Here is a 20,082-nt window from a genome sequence, read left to right as displayed (position 1 = left end):
TACTTTCAATAATTGATGAGAACTACCTCACGAGTACAACGTACCAAAAATCAATAAAAATTATTATATTTCAGTTACTTATAATATTGTCGGTTTTCTCACAGGTATCTGTCGTTAATTTTATAAGTAAAATAAGTAGCTCACCGTATAGTTACTCCATCGAAGAGAAATTACTTCTCTTTAATTTTATTCCAGAGGTGATGTGGTTTGCCATATCACTCCGGCAGCAAGCGAAGGTGTCCTTGGCACCCGTGGTATAGTCCCCCCGGCTATACCACGATATTTTTTTCTTCCTTTCGTTTTATCCCTCTCTATCCACAAAAAACTTAAACAAACCTAGTTCTCTATCTCTATCTCTATCTCTATCTCTATCTCTATCTCTATCTCTATCTCTATCTCTATCTCTATCTCTATCTCTATCTCTATCTCGTAGGAGCATAAAAAAGCCCCAACACGACTGTCGAGGCCTAGAGTAATTTTATCAATGTGAAAGGAAAATGAATCCTCAGCTAACTACTCTTCACTATTTTCCGCAAACTTAGAGGGAGACATACCAAAGTGATGCTTAAACCGTTGGCTGAAATAGGAAGGATCATTGAATCCAGAATCGAACGCGACGTCTGACACTTTCTCTCCGGCCAATAACCTTTCGCATGCATGTTCCAAACGAACTTCATTGAGGTGTTCTTTAAATGTTTTGTCATAGGCCGATTTAAAGCGCCGTTGTAAGCTTCTCTCGGACATGAACAAATATTTAGCGGCAGCTGCAGTGCCAAACTCCGCATCAGCGTAGTGTTCACTCACAAGCTGCGATACTTTATTTTTCCACTCTTGCTCTGCAGTCAGCTTTTGTCGCTCAGGCGTCGAGGCTGCAAGCTTAATCGTTTCTATCTGTTCGATTGTGCTAGCTTCAAGGTCATCCAACACCTGATATTCAATTGGCCATGATAGTTGAACCTTATTTTGAGAGTCAGAAACAAAAGCATTAAGTTCGCCACCGCTTTGATTGACCAATAAAGGTAACTTTTCGATATTGAGATCAGTCGACTTTCCGCTACCGTCACTTATTGATGAAGCCAATTTAGGGAAAGGCATACCATAGTCGCGAATCGTAACAACTAAATGCTCTTTAACCTCTTCAACCAACACCACCATACTTTGTGATTTAAAGTTTCTCTTGATGATACTCGCGACCAAACTATTAAAAATAATATCCAGATTAAAATACAGTAGCGACACATGTCTGTATTTAGTTTCAACTTTAATATCGAGTTCAATACCCGCTTTTGCCAAGTCACCCTTCCACGCCTTAAGCACAGATTCCAAAATTAGAATTCCATCACAACAGACTGTCCCCGAACCCTCTTGGCTATTGCTCAATTGGGCGAGCCCATTTTTCAACGTCAGTATTGGCGATCGACCTTGGTCATCGTTCCAACTAGGTAGCATTGCAGCAATCTGAGTGACTTCATCGGATAGTTCTTTCGCTGTGTGTGAGACCAAAACATTTTTAACCGACAACTGCTTTTTTAGTTGTTGATTCGTTGTTAACAAGATACGACTTTGGTGTCTTAACTGGTCCGTTTTTAATGCAACTTGCGCTTTCAAGTGTCTGTTGGCAAAAGTGACATAGCGCGAACGCCAGAAAACGAGAACGGTAACTAAACCGATTAACATAATAAGAGAGCTCGCCACTGCCCAATTACTCAAGTACCAAGGCTCTGCAATTGAAAAACTTTGAGTAGTAGGTACAAATCGATAATGAGAGTCCTTGATCGGTTTAACTTCAAGTGTGTAATCACCCGGAAGCAAATGATCCAGTGTTAAGACTCCCCCTTCAAACTCACTCCAAGGTTCGTCAGCGCTGAGTCTATACTCCATCGCAGGTGCGAATGTTGCAGGTAAGATACCAAGCTTAAAACTAATGGATGAACCGTAAGGGATTTCTTCCAGAACAACCGCTTTCCCACCAAGTGATACGGTTTGTTGATCGACACTTATCTTGCTGAGTAGAGCTCGGTTCTGAGGTGTTGTAGACACCAATAACTCATTGGACAACGCCGTTACTACGCCATATTTCGAGCCTAAAACTAGCCTTGATGATTGATTTTTCTCACTGAAAAACAGTGCACATGCACCCGCTGCCAGTTCATTAGTGATCAGACCAAATGGTGAACCTATATGTTTATGCAGCTGTCCATCTAGTCCGTAATAACTGATACCTTTTGAAGACCCTAACCAGACGCCGTTATCATCGCTGATCAAACAATTAGGGCTAATATTATCTTCGATGAGAGCAACTTCTTCGATAACGTTTGTATCATAAGGGATTCGATACACACCATAACTACTAGCGAACCACTGCGCGCCATCTTTTGCTTTTTCGATATCAACGACTTTGCCGAATCGCTCACTCCAACGACTGAAGCTAATTCTCTTATCAACAAAGGCATAAAACCCATGGTCAGTGCCTATATAGACACTGTCATGTAACCCGATACTGAGATCAGTGATTTTCGCTGGCAAAAACTTATCAACTAACCAATCAGTTCCGTAACTCGTCACCGTCATGGTCTCGAGAGACAATGAATAGAGGTCTTGCCCAGAGCTCATCCAAAGTACGCTTCCAGCTTGAAGCGCAAAGTTCTCAATATGTACACCCTTAATCGCTCTAGGTAAACTAAGCGTTTCAGGCTCTAACGTATTAGTATTAATACTAATAATGCCATTTTCAGTCGCTAGCCAAATAGAAGAACCCAAAATTTCAAAGTCCTTTACTGGGTTCTGATAAACACGAACTGGATCATTTTCACTTAGGGAGTCGACCAGAAACAGGCCCATAGAAGAAGCGACCCAAGACAGATTATCACTAATAGGCTGTATCCTATTTATCACGACATTACTGGAGTGCATTCCCATTCCCGTTAATGGCGTTCTAGAGAATGTCTTACTGAATAGTGAGAAATATCGAATACCATTATTCGTCGCGACCCACATCCCACCAGCATGATCGTTGATCAGCGAGTATATTTTCTCGCCTGGTAACGAGAAGTCTTGATTGGTGGCTTGCTCAAAACGTGTAACTTGGCCTGTAATGAAATTATAGCTAATGAGACCGTGTTCTGTTCCTATCCAATATTGGTCAGAAGTTTCAGCAAGAGATAACACATGGGAACCTCGTACATACGTCTCTTTATCTGGATTTGCTAGATCGACAATGACCGCACCATTTAAAGTACCGATGACGAGTTCACGTCTCGTGTTTGAGAAATAAACCGTCTCAATATGATTTTTCTCTGATGCGGTGACATGGGTAAATTCTTGATTTTCTGAAAGGTAGACACCAGAGCTTGTCGCTAACACCCATTTGGATAACACACGCTCCGCATCATTGATCACTATGCCGCTGCTGTTGTTGTATCGATACAGTTTAAGTAATGAGTAGGTGTTAAATTCTAAAGACAGCGTGTTGTAGGTATAAAAATTACTGCCATCTGTCACCCAGATATAATCACCAGATACGCCGATATTAGCGATCTCTGCACCGGGGCTTAAACTAAATGCAAGTTCATTGCCAATCCCCGGATTATGTCGATATACCTCGTTATCGAAAAAGCTCCAAAACTCATCGTTAAGAAACGCCACTCTTTCTGAGGAGAATTGTAGAAGGCTGCCCTTTCTCGGCAACAGAGTACGACCATCATAAAAAAGCACTTTTCCATGCACGTCGTGGATCCAGAGCCCACCTCCCGCCCCAAGATATAGGTTTTTAGCCGCAAGGAAATTCCCTTGCGCCTGAACAGGTAAAGGATAAAAAACGGAAGGTGAAGTATTTACCGCTAGAACGCTAAATGAAATGCTCATCAACACGAGCATTCTGAAGATAATTTGATACAACTTTTAATCCTGAGCAGCACAGCACATGAAATTTCGGTAGACGCAATGCCTTACCCTACTAGAACAGACACCGAGTTTTTTTGTGATTATTATTATCTTTCTATTTTAGCGGAAATTAGCGAAGGAGAAAGGAGGTTTGTTATTTGTTGAAAGGTTTTATCTTAGCGGTCACGAAAATGCCGCAAAAAGCGGCATGATTCATAAATTAACGAGAGCAAAGTAGAGTAAGGAATACTCTGCCTTGCGATTACTCTGCGCTCAAGCAACTCGTATAGCTATCCGTAAGTTGCTGAAGAAAATCGAAATAACTTCCACTCTTCACTTCAACCTCTGAACCGACAGGATCAAGTTGCCCTTGTTTAGTGTTGCTACCACGAATAACAGATTCAATCACAGCAGGAGTAAATTGAGGCTCAGAAAACACACATTGCACGTTATCGCGCACTAACGTTTTCTTAATTGCAATCAAGCTCTTTGCTCCGGGCTTACGATCAGGACTAACCGTAAAGTGACCCAGATTATTCAACTTAAATTCTTGCTCATAGTAGCCATACGCATCATGGAAAACGTAGTAGCCTTTGTCTTTCACTGGCGCAAGTTGGTCACGAATAGATTGCTCTTTCTCTTCTAATGCAATCAAAAATGAATCCAAGTTTTCTTGGTAAGCCATTGCATTATCTGGATCAGTTTCAATCAACTTTGCTGAGATATATTTTGCGGCCACTTCAACTTGATTAATACCCAGCCAAAAATGTGGGTCATGACTGCCATGATGATGCCCCTCATGAGCGTCATGGTCTTCATGTCCAAATTCTCTTAACTCAATCCCAGGGATTGAGCTTATCTGAATGACATTTTCTTTAGAGCCTATCACCTTAGTCAAAAAGGCTTCCAAATCAGGACCAAACCAAATAACCATATCGGCATTATGAACTTTTTTCACATCCGATGGCTTAAGCGCATAGTCATGCGGCGAAGCATTGCTGTTCATTAACACATCCGGTTCACTAACACCTTGCGTTAATTCCGTAACAATCATTTGAATTGGCTTAAAGCTTGTTAGAATAGTACTGGCACTTGCAACACTTGGCGCTAAAAGCAAAGTAGCAAGTATAAAAGATGAACGTGACATAATCCCTCGATAATAGAAAAGTAGCTTAGGCTTGAGGTAAATGTTACATTATAACATTAGCGAATTGCAAATGAGTTCTATTCATGGATAACTTAATCCAACTAGATTCTGTGAGCGTCGAGTTTGACGGTCGAAAAGTTCTAGACAACATCTCTCTCAATCTAGAGCGCGGCAGAATCACCACCCTGATTGGGCCAAACGGTGCAGGTAAGTCGACACTAGTAAAAGTGGTACTGGGCTTACAAACCAAGTTTTCAGGTAAAATTAAAAAAGCCAATAAACTGAAAATAGGTTATGTACCGCAAAAGCTGAAGCTCAATGATTCCCTTCCATTAAACGTAGAGCGTTTTCTAAAGCTCACTGGCAAATTTAGTCAACAAGAGATCCTTGAAGCTTTAAAACTCGTTGGCGCTGAACACCTACAAAAGAACAACATGCACCAGTTGTCCGGTGGTGAAAACCAACGAGTGTTGATTGCCAGATCATTGCTTAAAAGACCCGATTTACTCGTTCTTGATGAACCCGCTCAAGGCGTCGATGTCCAAGGACAGATCGACTTATATGACCTGATTGATAACATTCGTCACCGCTTCGGCTGTGCCGTATTCATGGTTTCACACGATCTGCACTTGGTTATGGCAAAAACAGATGATGTGATTTGTTTGCATCACCATATCTGTTGCTCAGGCGCACCTGCTGATATCAAACACCACCCATCGTATATTGCGCTCTTTGGTACCGCGACCCAAGAGACGTTGGCGTTTTACCATCACCAACACGAACATCACCATCATGATCTCGCTGGCGAACCTGTAACCGGCGGCGCACATGAATGTTCAAACCATAAACACGGACATCACTAATGATTGAGTTTCTTCTTCCTTCTATTTTGGCGGGCTTAGGTATTGCACTGATCGCAGGACCATTAGGATCGTTCGTAGTATGGCGTAAAATGGCTTACTTTGGTGACACGCTTGCACACGCCTCTTTGATGGGTTTGGCGCTTGGTTTTTTGTTCAGCATCAACTTGTACTTCGCCCTGCTAATTTGTTGTTTAATGTTGGCTGTACTTCTAGTTACTCTACAGAAGCAAAAGCTCGTAGCGACCGATACCCTACTCGGCATATTGGCACACAGTGCACTCTCTTTAGGCTTGGTTGCGGTAAGCTTTTTAGACAACGTTCGTGTTGACCTGATGAGCTACCTATTTGGTGACTTACTTGCAGTGTCTCCAACTGATTTAGTCTTCATCTATGCAGGCGCAGCTGTGATTGGCGTAGTGCTTGCGATATTTTGGCGACCACTGCTATCAACGACAGTAAACGAAGATCTCGCAGCAGTTGATGGCATCAACATTGATTTAATGCGTCTTATTTTGATGCTACTGGTTGGTATTGTCATCGCGGTGGGTATGAAATTTGTTGGTGCATTAATCATGACGTCGCTGCTTATCATTCCTGCAGCAACAGCGAGAAAGTTCTCCAATACACCAGAACAGATGGCGTTCCTAGCCTCTGTAATTGGTTCTATCGCTGTGTTCGGAGGGTTGAGCTTGTCTTGGTTCTATGACACACCTGCCGGCCCTTCTGTTGTTATCAGTGCTGCGGCAATGTTTATGCTGTCTCAAATGTACAGAACCCGCGCCTAAAGTGAAAAGTCGGGATTCATTCTGGCTTTTAACAACACAACAGTTGATGCGGTTGATGCGATAGTCGATCAAAAAAGAATTGGTCACAAAAGAAAAAGGCTTGGTCAATGACCAAGCCTTTCTTATATCGTTCAGTTAGCTTCTATCTAGTTCGATAAAGCCAGCTGATTACCAACCCGTGATTTCACGTAGGCCTTTACCGATGTCAGCAAGAGACTTAACAGTCTTAACGCCTGCTGCTTCTAGTGCTGCGAATTTATCTTCAGCAGTACCTTTACCGCCAGAGATGATTGCGCCAGCGTGGCCCATACGTTTACCCGGAGGAGCCGTAACACCTGCGATGTAAGAAACAACGGGTTTAGTTACGTTCGCTTTAATGAACTCAGCCGCTTCTTCTTCCGCAGTACCACCGATTTCACCAATCATTACGATCGCTTCAGTCTCTGGGTCTTCTTGGAAAAGTTTTAGGATATCAATGAAGTTTGAACCTGGGATAGGGTCACCACCGATACCAACACATGTAGACTGACCAAAGCCTTCATCTGTTGTTTGCTTAACTGCTTCGTACGTCAGAGTACCTGAACGAGATACGATACCTACTTTACCCTTCTTGTGGATATGACCAGGCATGATACCAATCTTACACTCGTCTGGAGTGATAAGACCTGGACAGTTAGGACCGATCATGCGAACGCCAGTTTCTTCTAGCTTCACTTTAACGTCGATCATATCTATTGTAGGGATACCTTCAGTGATCGTTACGATCAGTTCGATACCTGCATCAATCGCTTCTAGAATTGCATCTTTACAGAAAGGAGCAGGTACGTAGATAACGGTTGCTGTTGCGCCAGTCACTTCTACTGCTTCACGTACTGTGTTGAATACTGGAAGGCCTAGGTGAGTTTGACCACCTTTACCAGGTGAAACACCACCAACCATTTGCGTACCGTATGCGATAGCTTGGTCTGAGTGGAATGTACCTTGACCGCCAGTGAAACCCTGACAGATTACTTTAGTGTCTTTGTTAATTAATACAGACATTATTTAGCCTCCGCAGCAGCAACAACTTTCTGAGCAGCATCTGTTAGAGATTCAGCTGCAATGATATCAACATCAGAATTAGCAAGTACTTCACGACCTAGGTCTGCGTTTGTACCTTCTAGACGAACAACGACAGGAACTGTTACGCCAACTTCTTTAACTGCACCAACAATACCTTCAGCAATCATGTCACAACGAACAATGCCACCAAAGATGTTTACTAGTACTGCTTTAACGTTGTCATCAGAAAGGATGATCTTGAATGCTTCAGCTACACGCTCTTTTGTTGCGCCGCCGCCTACATCAAGGAAGTTTGCTGGCTTGCCGCCGTGTAGGTTTACGATATCCATCGTACCCATAGCAAGGCCTGCACCGTTAACCATACAACCCACGTTGCCATCTAATGCTACGTAGTTCAGTTCCCACTGAGCTGCGTGTGCTTCGCGTTCATCTTCTTGAGAAGGATCGTGCATTTCACGAAGCTTTGGTTGACGGTACATTGCGTTTGAGTCAATGTTGATTTTACCGTCAAGACATAGAAGGCTACCTTCACTTGTAATAACAAGTGGGTTGATTTCTAGTAGAGCTAGGTCGTACTGAGAGAACATTTCACCAAGACCCATGAAGATCTTCACGAACTGTTTAATTTGATCGCCAACTAAACCAAGTTTGAATGCCAATTCACGGCCTTGGTAAGCTTGAGGGCCGACTAGAGGATCGATCGCTGATTGGTGAATCAACTCTGGAGTTTCTTCAGCGATTTTCTCAATGTCCACACCGCCTTCAGTTGACGCCATGAATACAATTTTACGAGTTGCACGGTCAACAACAGCACCTAGGTAAAGCTCATTAGCAATGTTCGATGCTTCTTCAACTAGGATCTTTGTTACAGGCTGGCCGTTAGCGTCTGTTTGATAAGTTACTAGGTTTTTACCTAACCACTTTTGTGCAAACTCTTTTACGCCTTCTTTCGTGTCATGTAGCTCTACGCCGCCCGCTTTACCGCGGCCACCAGCGTGTACCTGACACTTAACAACTTTCTTGGCTGTACTGATACGGCCCGCAGCTTCAAAAGCTTCTTGAGCTGTATCACATGCGAAACCTTCTGGTACAGGCAAACCGAATTCTGCAAACAGCTGTTTGGCTTGGTATTCATGCAAATTCATTTTGATATTCCGTTTATTTTCCCTTAAGGGATTATTATTTCCATAACGACACAGTTTCCTGTGGTACGTCTGTAGGGTCTTCTCAATTCAACTGCTGTCCATTTTCTAATGGCTTTACAGTTCAAATGAAGGCCAGACGTTGAGCAGCCTAGCCTTTGAAACTTTTTACGTCTAGCTAACGGAGTTAACTAGACGTTTTAGCGATACTAAACGTCTAATAACAGACGTGCAGGATCTTCTAGTAGCTCTTTGATAGTCACTAGGAAGCCAACTGATTCACGGCCATCAATTAGACGGTGATCGTAAGATAGCGCTAGGTACATCATTGGTAAAATCTCAACCTTGCCATCAACAGCCATTGGGCGATCTTGGATTTTATGCATGCCCAGAATTGCCGCTTGAGGCGGGTTGATAATTGGCGTAGACATTAGAGAACCAAATACACCACCGTTTGTGATAGTGAAGTTACCACCCATCAGCTCATCAACTGTTAGCTTGCCATCACGGCCTTTAATTGCTAACTCTTTGATGCCTTTTTCGATGTCAGCGAAGCCTAGTGTGTCACAGTCTTTCAGTACTGGAGTCACTAGACCACGTGGCGTTGATACTGCCATGCTGATGTCGAAGTAGTTGTGGTAAATGATATCTGTGCCATCAATTGAAGCGTTAACTTCAGGGAAACGTTTCAGAGCTTCTGTTACCGCTTTCACGTAGAAAGACATGAAGCCAAGACGCGTATCGTGGCGCTTCTCGAATTGGTCTTTGTACTGCTTACGAAGGTCCATGATTGGTTTCATGTTCACTTCGTTGAAAGTAGTCAGCATTGCTGTGCTGTTCTTCGCTTCTAGAAGACGGTTTGCAACTGTCTTACGTAGGCGAGTCATAGGCACGCGTTTTTGGCTACGAGCCGCTGCTGGCGCTTCAACTGCTAGTGCAGGTGCTGCTGCCGGAGCCGATTTAGCTGCTGCTAGATGCGCGTCGATGTCTTCACGAGTAATACGACCACCAACACCAGTGCCTTTAACGTCAGCTGGTTGTAGGTTGTGCTCTGCAAGCAAGCGACGAACAGCAGGGCTTAGTGCATCGTTGCTTTCTTCTGTCAGTGCCGCTTTATGGCGCTTATCCGGTGAAGATTCTGTGTCTTCAGTTGTATCTTTCGTTGGTTCGCCAGCGACAGCACCAGGCTTGATCTTCGCCAGAAGCTGCTTAGAAAGTACCGTAGCACCCTCTTCTTCAAGGATAGCTTCCAGAACACCAGCTTCAGGCGCTGGTACTTCTAGAACTACTTTATCAGTTTCGATATCTACAATGACTTCATCACGTGCAACCGCTTCGCCAGGTTTTTTGTGCCAAGTAGCAACTGTTGCATCAGCCACAGATTCAGGTAAATCTGGAACCAGAATTTCAATTGTCATGTCTGTATTTTCCTTTTACTTCTAGTTCTTAAGTAGGGTCAGAGCGTCGTCAACTAACGCTTTTTGTTGTTTCAAGTGTACCGACATATAGCCAACAGCTGGTGATGCTGATGCAGGACGACCTGCGTATTGAATATCAGCTCCCACAGGAATAGCAGCTCGGAAATTATGCTGGCTGCTGTACCAAGCACCTTGGTTCTGAGGCTCTTCTTGACACCAAACGTAATCAACAACATTTGTGTACTGTGCGATAGCAGCTCTCACGTCCTCATAAGGGAACGGGTAAAGTTGCTCAATACGTACAATAGCGACGTCGTCTTGCTCGTTTTTACGTCTTTGGTCAAGCAGGTCAAAGTAAACCTTACCTGAACAGAACACGACGCGTTTAACGTTCTCAGGAGCCAGATCATCAATTTCTGCGATAGCTGGTTGGAACGTACCTTCTGCCAAATCTTCCATTGAAGAAGTACACAGAGGGTGACGAAGCAATGATTTTGGTGACATTACGATCAGTGGACGACGCATTGGTCGAACAACCTGACGGCGAATCATGTGATAAACCTGAGCGGGTGTTGAAGGAACAACAACCTGCATGTTTTGTTCAGCACATAACTGAAGGTAACGCTCAAGACGAGCAGAAGAGTGCTCAGGGCCTTGGCCTTCATAACCGTGAGGAAGTAGCATTGTTAGACCACATAAACGTGCCCACTTCTGCTCTCCTGACGAGATAAATTGGTCGATAACAACTTGTGCACCGTTTGCGAAGTCACCAAATTGTGCTTCCCAAAGGGTTAGACCGCTTGGCTCTGCTGTCGCGTAACCATACTCAAACGCTAGTACTGCTTCTTCAGATAACACAGAGTCAAACACTTGGAATGGCCCTTGTTTATCATGAATGTTCGCAAGAGGAACGTAAGTGCTCGCATCTGATTGGTTGTGCAGTACTGAGTGACGGTGGAAGAAAGTACCGCGACCAGAATCTTGGCCGGAGATACGAATGCGTTTTCCGTCATCAACCAGTGTTGCATAAGCCAGAGTTTCAGCCATACCCCAATCGACTTGTTTCTCACCATTCACCATGGCAGTACGATCGTTGTACAGTTTATTTACTCGGCTTTGTAACTTATGGCTGTCTGGGTATTGGCAAAGTTTGCTACCAAGCTCTTTAAGACGCTCGATATCGATTTTGTTATCCCATTCAATGTTCCATTCGTGACCTAGGTATGGAGACCAGTCGACGGAATGAAGTGCCATTGGGCGCCACTCTTTAACCACAACTTCACCGTGATCAAGTGCATCACGATATTCGTTAACTAATTGAGTCGCTGTATCAATACCAAACTCACCGCGTTCCATTAGCACGTCAGCATAAAGCTTACGTGGCGTTGGATGCTTCTTGATTTTTTGGTACATCAAAGGCTGTGTTGCATTGGGCTCATCGGCTTCGTTGTGACCATGGCGACGGTAACAAACCAAATCAATAACCACATCACGCTTGAACGTATTACGGTAATCTAATGCTAGGCGAGCGACGAAAGCCACCGCTTCTGGGTCATCAGAGTTAACGTGGAAAATCGGAGCCTGAACCATCTTCGCGATATCAGTACAGTACATCGTAGAGCGTGTATCGCGAGGGTTAGATGTTGTAAAACCAACTTGGTTATTTACAACGATACGAACCGTACCACCAACACAGAAACCGCGAGCTTGAGACATATTAAACGTCTCTTGTACAACACCCTGACCAGCGATCGCTGAATCACCGTGGATAGTAATTGGAAGTACGCGGCTGCCGTCTTTATCGTCTAGACGATCTTGGCGAGCACGTACTGAACCGATAACTACCGGGTTTACGATTTCTAAGTGAGATGGGTTAAATGCTAGTGCTAAGTGAACGTTGCCACCTGGTGTCGCGAAATCTGCAGAGAAACCTTGATGATATTTAACATCACCAGTACCCCACGAGTCATCGCTGTGCTTGCCCGCAAATTCGTCAAACAGGTCTTGTGGCTTTTTACCAAGCACATTGACCAACATGTTTAGACGACCACGGTGAGCCATACCAACAACAACTTCACGCATGCCTTGTCCGCCAGCATGACGAATAATTTCTTTCGTCATTGGGATAAGAGCATCACCACCTTCTAATGAGAAGCGTTTTGCGCCTGGGAATTTAGCACCAAGATAGCGCTCAAGACCTTCAGCAGCAGTTAGCTCTTCTAGGAAAGCTTGCTTTTCTTCTTTATCAAAAGAGGGTTGACCAGAAACAGACTCTAAACGTTGTTGGATCCAACGTTTTTGCTCTGTGTTAGTCATGTGCATGTATTCAGCACCAATAGACCCACAATAAGTTTGCTTTAGAGATTTATACAAATCTCGCAGCACCATCGTCTCTTGTCCAATAGAATAAGAACCGACATTAAATGTCTCATTGAGGTCATCTTCGGTAAGAGTGTGGAAAGAAGGATCCAGTTCAGCGACTGTATCTCTTTCCCATAAACCTAGAGGGTCTAGGTTTGCTGCTTGATGCCCTCGGAATCGATAGGCATTAATCAGTTGCAGAACCTTTACTTGTTTCGCATCGACATCAGGATCACTAACTTGGACACTGTAATGCTTTGTTTCTTGAGCGAGTCGACGGAAGTATTCACGAACGCGAGAGTGTGGTTGTTCCACCGTTTCTGAAGCTTGCACAGGCAATTCTTCAAATACGCTTCTCCATTCGTCACTTACCGAGTCGGGGTCACTTAGATACAGTTCGTAGAGTTCTTCTACGTACGTTGCATTGGCGCCAGCCAAGTGTGAAGACTCGAGCCATGCCTTCATCACGCCGTTGTGCATATTTTCCCTTAACCAGTAGTTTTCACGTGTGCTGCGGTCTATGCCGAGCTATTAAAAGGCCGCCCCAAAACTTCTAGGGCGGCAATTTTTATATAACTTAAACCGAACGATTGATTAGCATGGTCTTAATATGACCAATCGCTTTCGTCGGATTTAATCCCTTAGGACAAACACTTACACAGTTCATGATGCCATGGCAACGAAAAACGCTAAATGCATCATCAAGATCGGACAGACGTTCGTCTGTCGCTGTATCTCGGCTATCTATTAGCCAACGGTATGCTGCAAGTAGGCCTGCTGGTCCGATGAACTTATCTGGATTCCACCAGAATGATGGGCACGAAGTAGTACAACATGCACACATAATACATTCATACAAACCATCTAAATGAGCACGCTCATCTGGGCTTTGTAGGTTTTCGCGAGCCGGTGGTAAATTGCCATCAGACACTAAGAACGGCTTAACTTTTTCGTAGTTATCGTAGAACTGAGTCATATCTACGATTAAATCACGCACGACAGGCAAACCTGGAAGTGGGCGAATTACGATTTTATCTTGACCAGAAAGTGCAGACAGAGGCGTGATACACGCCAATCCGTTTTTACCATTCATGTTCAAACCATCAGAACCACATACACCTTCACGGCATGAACGACGGAATGAAATCGTTGGATCTTGCTCTTTCAAAAGAATAAGCGCATCCAAAAGCATCATGTCAGAACCTTCTTCCACCTCTAGGATGTACTCTTTCATGTAAGGTTTCTGGTCTACATCGGGGTTGTAACGATATAAAGAGAAATTCAGTTTCATAGTCATATCTCCTTAGTACGTACGTGCTTTCGGCGGGAACGCTTCACGATGGATTGGTTCCATGTTTACGCCACGCTTAGTCATACTTTCTGATTCTGGGTTGTAAAGTGAGTGACATAGCCATTGCTCATCATCACGATCTGGGAAGTCAAAGCGAGCGTGAGCTCCACGACTCTCGGTACGGAAATTTGCAGCAACTGCCGTTGCAAACGCCGTTTCCATCAAGTTTTCAAGCTCTAGACACTCAATACGTTGGGTGTTGAACTCGGTAGACTTGTCTGAAAGGTGTGCATTTTTAAGACGTTCACGAATCACTTTCAGCTCTTCTAAGCCGTCAGCCATCGCTTGGCCTTCACGGAAAACTGAGAAGTTGTTCTGCATACATTGCTGAAGGTCTTTACGGATAACCGCTGGATCTTCACCGTCAGTACTGTTTTCCCAACGATTGTATCGCTCTAGTGAACGCTCAATATCTGCTTCAGTTGCTGGTTTAGCTTCTTCTTGCTTGTTCAGAGTCTCACCAAGATGAAGACCCGTCGCACGACCGAATACAACCAAATCTAGCAACGAGTTGCCACCAAGACGGTTTGCACCGTGTACTGATACTGAAGCGATTTCGCCACAAGCGAATAGACCTTGAATTTCAACGTCTGAACCGTCTTCAGTTTGCTTAATTGCTTGACCAGAAACTTGTGTTGGAACGCCACCCATCATGTAGTGACAAGTAGGAATTACAGGAATCGGTTCTTTAACAGGATCAACGTGAGCGAATGTACGAGAAAGCTCACATACACCAGGTAGACGAGATTCAAGCGTCTCTTTACCTAAGTGATCCAGTTTCAGCTTAATGTGAGGACCCCAAGGGCCATCGCAGCCGCGACCTTCACGAATCTCAACCATCATCGAACGAGCAACAACATCACGACCAGCTAAGTCTTTAGCATTCGGAGCATAACGCTCCATGAAGCGTTCGCCATCTTTATTGAGAAGGTAACCACCTTCACCACGACAGCCTTCTGTTACTAAAACACCAGCGCCAGCAATACCCGTTGGGTGGAACTGCCACATTTCGATGTCTTGCATTGGAACGCCAGCACGAATCGCCATACCAACACCGTCACCAGTATTGATGTGCGCATTAGTTGTAGAAGCGTAAATACGACCAGCACCACCAGTAGCTAAGATCGTTGCCTTAGCTTTGAAGTAGCATACTTCACCCGTTTCCATACAAAGTGCGGTTGTACCTAAAATGGCACCGTCTTCATTCTTAACAAGGTCTAGTGCATACCACTCAGAGAATACGGTCGTTTTATGCTTGATGTTTTGTTGGTAAAGCGTGTGTAGCAGTGCATGACCAGTACGGTCAGCCGCTGCTGCGGTACGAGCCGCTTGCTCACCACCAAAATTCTTAGATTGGCCACCAAACGGACGTTGGTAAATACTACCGTTATCGAAACGAGAAAATGGAAGACCCATTTTTTCCAATTCGATAACCGACTCAGGGCCATTTTTGCACATGTACTCGATAGCATCTTGGTCGCCGATGTAATCGGAACCTTTAACGGTATCGTACATGTGTTGTTCCCAGTGATCTTCATGCGCATTACCAAGAGCAACGGTGATACCACCTTGCGCAGATACAGTATGAGAACGAGTTGGAAAAACTTTAGAAAGCAACGCACAAGATAGGCCTTGCTCAGAAATTTGTAGCGCGGCACGCATACCAGCACCACCAGCGCCGATTACTACAGCATCGAACTCACGAACAGGAATAGTCACTTACGCACCCCACAAAATAAACAGACCAGAGAAGAAATATCCTAGAAGAACCGCAACAACACCGACTTGAAGACCAACGCGCAATTTTGCACATTTGATGTAGTCAGTTAGTACTTGCCACAAGCCGATCCACGCGTGAACCAAAATTGAAGTAAGCGCTAACATGGTGAAAACTTTAGTGAAGGTACCACCAAAGAATTGCGTCCAAGATGCGTAAGAAATATCACCTGAGAAAGCACAGAAGCTCACTAAGTAGATAGTGTAAAGCGTCATAATGATTGCAGTTGCACGAATCAATAGATAATCATGCACACCATTACGACCAAAAGTAGAAACGTTGTTTACCATACTAAGATCCCCGCCAGTAGAGACAATACCGCTGTTGCTGCGAATGCAACCTTCGCGCTCTTAGCGCCAGATTCCAGCTCTTCAAAGTGACCAAGGTCCATAAGAAGGTGACGAATACCACCAGCAATGTGGTAAGCCAAAGCGGTTAAAATGCCCCACAAAATAAACTTCACGAAGAAACCGTCGACAATGTCGCTAGCTTCCATAAAGCCTACAGGGGAAGAGAGGGAAATGGATAGTAACCAAAGCAAAATTCCAATCGCAACAAAAGTAATCACCCCAGACACACGGTGTAGGATGGAAGCTATTGCTGTGATAGGAAAGTGGATGGTCTGTAAATCTAAATTAACAGGTCTTGTCTTTCTTTCTTTCACGGGCTCGCTCACTCAGCTCCATTGAGCATGATGGTCATTAAATAACCTTATGTATTGTTATGGACAAAATTTGATTGCAAACCTTCAAAATTTAACATTAACTTAACAAATAACAGGGGTTGAGCCGTAGATAATTGTAAAATAATTGTTAACAGCAAGATTATTGAAGACACCTCACATTTCTTCTTAGCCTTGCATTTATAAGGTCTTAACCAAACTTTTCAGCGCCACTATACGACTGGCAACATTCTAATACAATTGATGCAACAAATAATGCTACATAGAACAGATTTTTAACGAATTTAATGTAAAAAACACTAACAAGTGCACACAAAGCTTCAGAAAAATTGACTTTCTCACGTAAGACCAGTAAAAAAATGGCACATAAACATCCTGGACGGATAAAATAATAAACAAAGGAGATTGTTATGGCGGATAAGAAAGCTACCCTTCACATTGAAGGTCATGCGCCAATCGAACTGCCGATTACAGAAGGCGTACTTGGTACACCAGTGATCGACGTTCGTACACTAGGTTCTAATGGTTTTTTCACTTTCGATCCTGGTTTTCTTGCCACTGCATCTTGTGAATCGCAAATTACTTATATTGACGGTGGAAAAGGCATTCTTCTACACCGTGGTTATCCAATTGATCAACTGGCCAATAACGCTGATTATTTAGAAGTTTGTTACATTCTTCTATACGGCGAAGCTCCATCTCGAGCTCAATACGAAGAATTTAAGACAACTGTCACACGTCACACCATGGTTCATGAGCAAATTGCTAGTTTCTTCCACGGCTTCCGTCGTGACGCTCACCCAATGGCTGTTATGTGTGGTGTGGTAGGTGCGCTTGCTGCGTTCTACCATGATTCATTAGATGTTAATAACGACACACACCGTGAAATTGCGGCATATCGCCTAATTTCAAAAATGCCAACACTGGCTGCAATGTGTTACAAATATTCTATCGGTCAACCGTTTATCTACCCGCGCAATGACCTAGGCTATGCAGAGAACTTCCTGCACATGATGTATGCAAACCCATGTGAAGAATATGAAGTAAACCCTGTTGTTGCTCGCGCAATGGACAAAATCTTTACACTACATGCTGATCACGAACAAAATGCTTCAACCTCAACAGTTCGTTTAGCTGGTTCTTCGGGTGCAAACCCATTTGCTTGTATTGCTGCTGGTATCGCTTCGTTATGGGGTCCTGCTCACGGTGGTGCTAACGAAGCCTGCCTAATGATGCTTGAAGAGATCGGTAGCGTAGACAATATTGAAGAATATGTAGCAAAAGCTAAAAACAAAGATGACCCATTTCGTTTAATGGGCTTCGGTCACCGTGTTTACAAGAACTACGATCCGCGTGCAACGGTAATGCGTGAAGCGTGTCACGAAGTATTAAAAGAGCTAAACATTCAAGATCCACTACTTGATGTAGCAATGGAACTTGAGCGCATCGCTCTTTCTGATGAGTACTTTGTATCGAAGAAACTATACCCGAACGTAGATTTCTACTCAGGTATCATTCTAAAAGCGATTGGTATTCCTGTATCAATGTTCACGGTAATCTTCGCGATGTCTCGTACCATCGGTTGGATTGCGCACTGGAACGAAATGCACAGCGATCCGACGAACCGTATCGGTCGTCCTCGTCAGTTGTACACTGGTGAAGAACAACGTGATTTCCAAGCTCTACACGAACGCGAATAGTAAAGTTTAGACTTTTCTAATCGATTAAAATCAAAAAGGGTTGATGTATAACATCAACCCTTTTTTGCCTTCCAGTATTTCGTATCACTTCAATAGAGGTACAAATATCCAGAGATATCATCATCTCTTGGTGTGGCTATACTGGATTATCGATATCAATAAATTCTACGTCTAAGCCGTGCTCTTTCGCTAACCACTCACCTAATGCCTTCACACCATAACGTTCTGTTGCATGGTGGCCTGCTGCAAAGTAATGGATATCTTGCTCACGGGCTGAGTACGTAGTGCGCTCTGAGATCTCACCAGAGATAAACGCATCAATACCTTTAGAAGCCGCTAACTCAATGTAATCTTGGCCGCCACCGGTACACCAACCAACGGTATTGATCAGTTTGTCTTGGTTTTCAGGAGCGATGTGCAATGGCTTACGGTTCAGTACTTGATCAATTCTCGCTGCAAACTCGGCGCCTGTCATTGGTGTTTTTAGCGTGCCGAACATAGCCACAGACTGCGGGTGCCCTTCCAAGCCACCTTCTACTTCAATATCGAGTAGTTCTGCTAGTTTTGCGTTATTGCCAAGTTCTGGATGAATATCAAGAGGTAAGTGGTAGCCCAAAAGGTTGATATCATTTTTGATCAGTGTGCGAATGCGTTTGCCTTTCATGCCGCGAATGGCTTCTGATTCACCTTTCCAAAAGAATCCATGATGCACTAGCAAAGCATCAGCGTTTAGCTCAACCGCTTTATCAATCAAAGCTTGAGAAGCCGTTACACCAGTAACCACGCGTTTCACTTCCAAAGCCCCTTCAACTTGAAGTCCGTTCGGACAATAATCCTTAATCTGCTGTGGTTGCAGTTTGTCGTTAAGTAGCTTTTCTAATTGTAAGTTATTCATTTTTATTTCCAGCTTACCTTTATAATAACGTCGTTATATCAATTTACAGATAGAATGTCGAAAGACCCAGAGCTATGTTTATAAAGAGCGATGTTCATGAAGAATTGAGCTATTTCAGAAGAACAGATAATTGATGTTAATGAGGAAGAGATGACAACACTGCAACGTTTTTACCAATGGGTCATAGAGTCGCCACCGTTACTGGGAATCAAACCACCCGTTTCTGATCTCAGAGCCTTCTCAAGCCCTAATGCCATCGATTCCTCACATACATACAATGGCAATCCTAGGTTAGGTTTCCTCTACCAGCACCTCTGCGAGCAAGTTATCATTGCTTCGGATAATTATTCAATCAAACACGATGAGATTCAGATTAATGTGGATGGCAGAACGCTAGGTGCAATTGACTTTATTCTGGAAGAAAAGAGCAGCCAAAAACTGCAACATTGGGAAGTGGCGATTAAGTTTTACCTGCTCCATGAGCAAACATGGTTTGGTCCTAACTCCCATGACCAACTAGATAAGAAACTAGACCGCATGCTCAGTCACCAATTAGGTATGTCCTCTTCACCAGCTTTTATCGAACAATACCCAGAGATCAATGTCGACTCAAAACACTTACTCATGCAGGGTCGCTTATATACCAACCCTTTCTTACAACAGAACATACCTACTGAATGTCTGGGGTACGATATCAACCCAAGCCAAGCAAACGGCTTTTGGTGCTATCAAAACCAAGCCCATTTAATTACTGAAGTGCTCTACCCTCTCACCAAAGAGCAATGGGCCGCTGGCACTGATGATTTCACCTGTGAACCTATCACCGAGTTTGGTGATCGCTTCGTTCATGGACAAACCAAATCAGGGCAGTTTTGGTTTGTGATGCCACAAAGTTGGCCACACGGTTAGGATAATCGACTCAGTTGTACAGTAATTCAACCACCTAGCCTTAGCCGCTTTACCCACAAGCTGATAAAAAAAGGGCTGATGTTTTCACATCAACCCTTCTACTATTTA

At 43.8% G+C, this 20,082-nt stretch carries 15 protein-coding genes; 4 read left to right on the top strand and 11 right to left on the bottom strand.

Going from position 1 to position 20,082, the window contains the following annotated elements; all coding sequences use genetic code 11:
• Window positions 1-513 precede the first annotated feature (513 nt).
• The gene (locus AACW75_RS18225) at window positions 514-3,864 is read right to left on the bottom strand and encodes a helix-turn-helix domain-containing protein (protein ID WP_145570841.1); all 3,351 of its coding nucleotides are present in this window, start codon (window positions 3,862-3,864) and stop codon (window positions 514-516) included.
• 280 nt (window positions 3,865-4,144) lie between these two features.
• Window positions 4,145-5,029, bottom strand: coding sequence for a zinc ABC transporter substrate-binding protein ZnuA (znuA, locus tag AACW75_RS18220; protein ID WP_135458056.1), 885 nt, complete (start codon window positions 5,027-5,029; stop codon window positions 4,145-4,147).
• A gap of 83 nt (window positions 5,030-5,112) precedes the next feature.
• On the opposite strand from znuA, the gene znuC reads away from it, so the two are divergent.
• Entirely contained in the window at window positions 5,113-5,892 is a 780-nt protein-coding gene (gene znuC / locus AACW75_RS18215) for a zinc ABC transporter ATP-binding protein ZnuC (RefSeq protein WP_145570839.1), read from the top strand.
• Window positions 5,892-6,677, top strand: coding sequence for a zinc ABC transporter permease subunit ZnuB (gene znuB, locus AACW75_RS18210; RefSeq protein ID WP_145570837.1), 786 nt, complete (start codon window positions 5,892-5,894; stop codon window positions 6,675-6,677). The genes znuC and znuB overlap by 1 nt, the downstream gene beginning before the upstream one ends.
• A 168-nt stretch (window positions 6,678-6,845) precedes the next feature.
• Here the strand turns inward: znuB and sucD are convergent, their stop codons facing one another.
• The 8 genes from sucD to sdhC form a co-directional block, all read right to left on the bottom strand.
• Window positions 6,846-7,718, bottom strand: coding sequence for a succinate--CoA ligase subunit alpha (sucD, locus tag AACW75_RS18205; RefSeq protein WP_017073137.1), 873 nt, complete (start codon window positions 7,716-7,718; stop codon window positions 6,846-6,848).
• Entirely contained in the window at window positions 7,718-8,884 is a 1,167-nt protein-coding gene (gene sucC, locus AACW75_RS18200) for an ADP-forming succinate--CoA ligase subunit beta (RefSeq protein WP_017073138.1), read from the bottom strand. The genes sucD and sucC overlap by 1 nt, the downstream gene beginning before the upstream one ends.
• Before the next feature lie 206 nt (window positions 8,885-9,090).
• Complete coding sequence (gene odhB, locus AACW75_RS18195) at window positions 9,091-10,299, bottom strand: 2-oxoglutarate dehydrogenase complex dihydrolipoyllysine-residue succinyltransferase (protein WP_145570835.1); 1,209 nt, start codon at window positions 10,297-10,299, stop codon at window positions 9,091-9,093.
• Window positions 10,300-10,320: 21 nt separating this feature from the next.
• On the bottom strand, window positions 10,321-13,140 hold the full coding sequence (sucA, locus tag AACW75_RS18190; protein ID WP_017073140.1) for a 2-oxoglutarate dehydrogenase E1 component: 2,820 nt from the start codon (window positions 13,138-13,140) through the stop codon (window positions 10,321-10,323).
• A 97-nt stretch (window positions 13,141-13,237) separates the two neighbouring features.
• Complete coding sequence (locus tag AACW75_RS18185) at window positions 13,238-13,951, bottom strand: succinate dehydrogenase iron-sulfur subunit (RefSeq protein WP_029224791.1); 714 nt, start codon at window positions 13,949-13,951, stop codon at window positions 13,238-13,240.
• Between the two features lie 12 nt (window positions 13,952-13,963).
• On the bottom strand, window positions 13,964-15,730 hold the full coding sequence (gene sdhA / locus AACW75_RS18180; protein WP_017073142.1) for a succinate dehydrogenase flavoprotein subunit: 1,767 nt from the start codon (window positions 15,728-15,730) through the stop codon (window positions 13,964-13,966).
• Complete coding sequence (sdhD, locus tag AACW75_RS18175) at window positions 15,731-16,078, bottom strand: succinate dehydrogenase, hydrophobic membrane anchor protein (RefSeq protein WP_004734215.1); 348 nt, start codon at window positions 16,076-16,078, stop codon at window positions 15,731-15,733. It abuts the gene before it with no gap.
• Entirely contained in the window at window positions 16,072-16,464 is a 393-nt protein-coding gene (gene sdhC, locus AACW75_RS18170; protein WP_012604532.1) for a succinate dehydrogenase cytochrome b556 subunit, read from the bottom strand. Before sdhC ends, sdhD begins: the two co-directional genes overlap by 7 nt.
• 416 nt (window positions 16,465-16,880) lie before the next feature.
• Between sdhC and AACW75_RS18165 the strand changes: the two genes are divergently transcribed.
• A complete protein-coding gene (locus AACW75_RS18165; protein ID WP_237297487.1) occupies window positions 16,881-18,170 on the top strand; it encodes a citrate synthase in 1,290 nt (429 codons plus the stop codon).
• A gap of 136 nt (window positions 18,171-18,306) precedes the next feature.
• Here AACW75_RS18165 and AACW75_RS18160 read toward each other — a convergent pair whose 3' ends face one another.
• Window positions 18,307-19,065: a Nif3-like dinuclear metal center hexameric protein gene (locus AACW75_RS18160; RefSeq protein ID WP_017073144.1), complete on the bottom strand. Its 759-nt coding sequence runs from the start codon at window positions 19,063-19,065 to the stop codon at window positions 18,307-18,309.
• Between the two features lie 150 nt (window positions 19,066-19,215).
• Between AACW75_RS18160 and AACW75_RS18155 the strand changes: the two genes are divergently transcribed.
• Window positions 19,216-19,974: a DUF1853 family protein gene (locus AACW75_RS18155; RefSeq protein WP_145570833.1), complete on the top strand. Its 759-nt coding sequence runs from the start codon at window positions 19,216-19,218 to the stop codon at window positions 19,972-19,974.
• The last annotated feature ends 108 nt before the right edge of the window (window positions 19,975-20,082 follow it).

The organism is Vibrio sp. L3-7 (assembly GCF_963898195.1).
Classification (GTDB): Bacteria; Pseudomonadota; Gammaproteobacteria; order Enterobacterales; family Vibrionaceae; genus Vibrio; species Vibrio echinoideorum.
Note: the sequence above shows the minus strand (reverse complement) of the source record. Positions and strands in the feature narration are given on the sequence as shown.

What these genes read in the sequence shown, in the direction of transcription:
- znuB (WP_145570837.1), top strand. Translation starts at nt 5,892, where the DNA reads ATGATTGAGTTTCTTCTTCCTTCTATTTTGGCGGGCTTAGGTATTGCA.
- sucA (WP_017073140.1), bottom strand. Translation starts at nt 13,140, where the DNA reads ATGCACAACGGCGTGATGAAGGCATGGCTCGAGTCTTCACACTTGGCT.
- sucD (WP_017073137.1), bottom strand. Translation starts at nt 7,718, where the DNA reads ATGTCTGTATTAATTAACAAAGACACTAAAGTAATCTGTCAGGGTTTC.
- AACW75_RS18225 (WP_145570841.1), bottom strand. Translation starts at nt 3,864, where the DNA reads ATGAGCATTTCATTTAGCGTTCTAGCGGTAAATACTTCACCTTCCGTT.
- sucC (WP_017073138.1), bottom strand. Translation starts at nt 8,884, where the DNA reads ATGAATTTGCATGAATACCAAGCCAAACAGCTGTTTGCAGAATTCGGT.
- AACW75_RS18185 (WP_029224791.1), bottom strand. Translation starts at nt 13,951, where the DNA reads ATGAAACTGAATTTCTCTTTATATCGTTACAACCCCGATGTAGACCAG.
- odhB (WP_145570835.1), bottom strand. Translation starts at nt 10,299, where the DNA reads ATGACAATTGAAATTCTGGTTCCAGATTTACCTGAATCTGTGGCTGAT.
- AACW75_RS18165 (WP_237297487.1), top strand. Translation starts at nt 16,881, where the DNA reads ATGGCGGATAAGAAAGCTACCCTTCACATTGAAGGTCATGCGCCAATC.
- AACW75_RS18160 (WP_017073144.1), bottom strand. Translation starts at nt 19,065, where the DNA reads ATGAATAACTTACAATTAGAAAAGCTACTTAACGACAAACTGCAACCA.
- znuA (WP_135458056.1), bottom strand. Translation starts at nt 5,029, where the DNA reads ATGTCACGTTCATCTTTTATACTTGCTACTTTGCTTTTAGCGCCAAGT.
- znuC (WP_145570839.1), top strand. Translation starts at nt 5,113, where the DNA reads ATGGATAACTTAATCCAACTAGATTCTGTGAGCGTCGAGTTTGACGGT.
- sdhD (WP_004734215.1), bottom strand. Translation starts at nt 16,078, where the DNA reads ATGGTAAACAACGTTTCTACTTTTGGTCGTAATGGTGTGCATGATTAT.
- AACW75_RS18155 (WP_145570833.1), top strand. Translation starts at nt 19,216, where the DNA reads ATGACAACACTGCAACGTTTTTACCAATGGGTCATAGAGTCGCCACCG.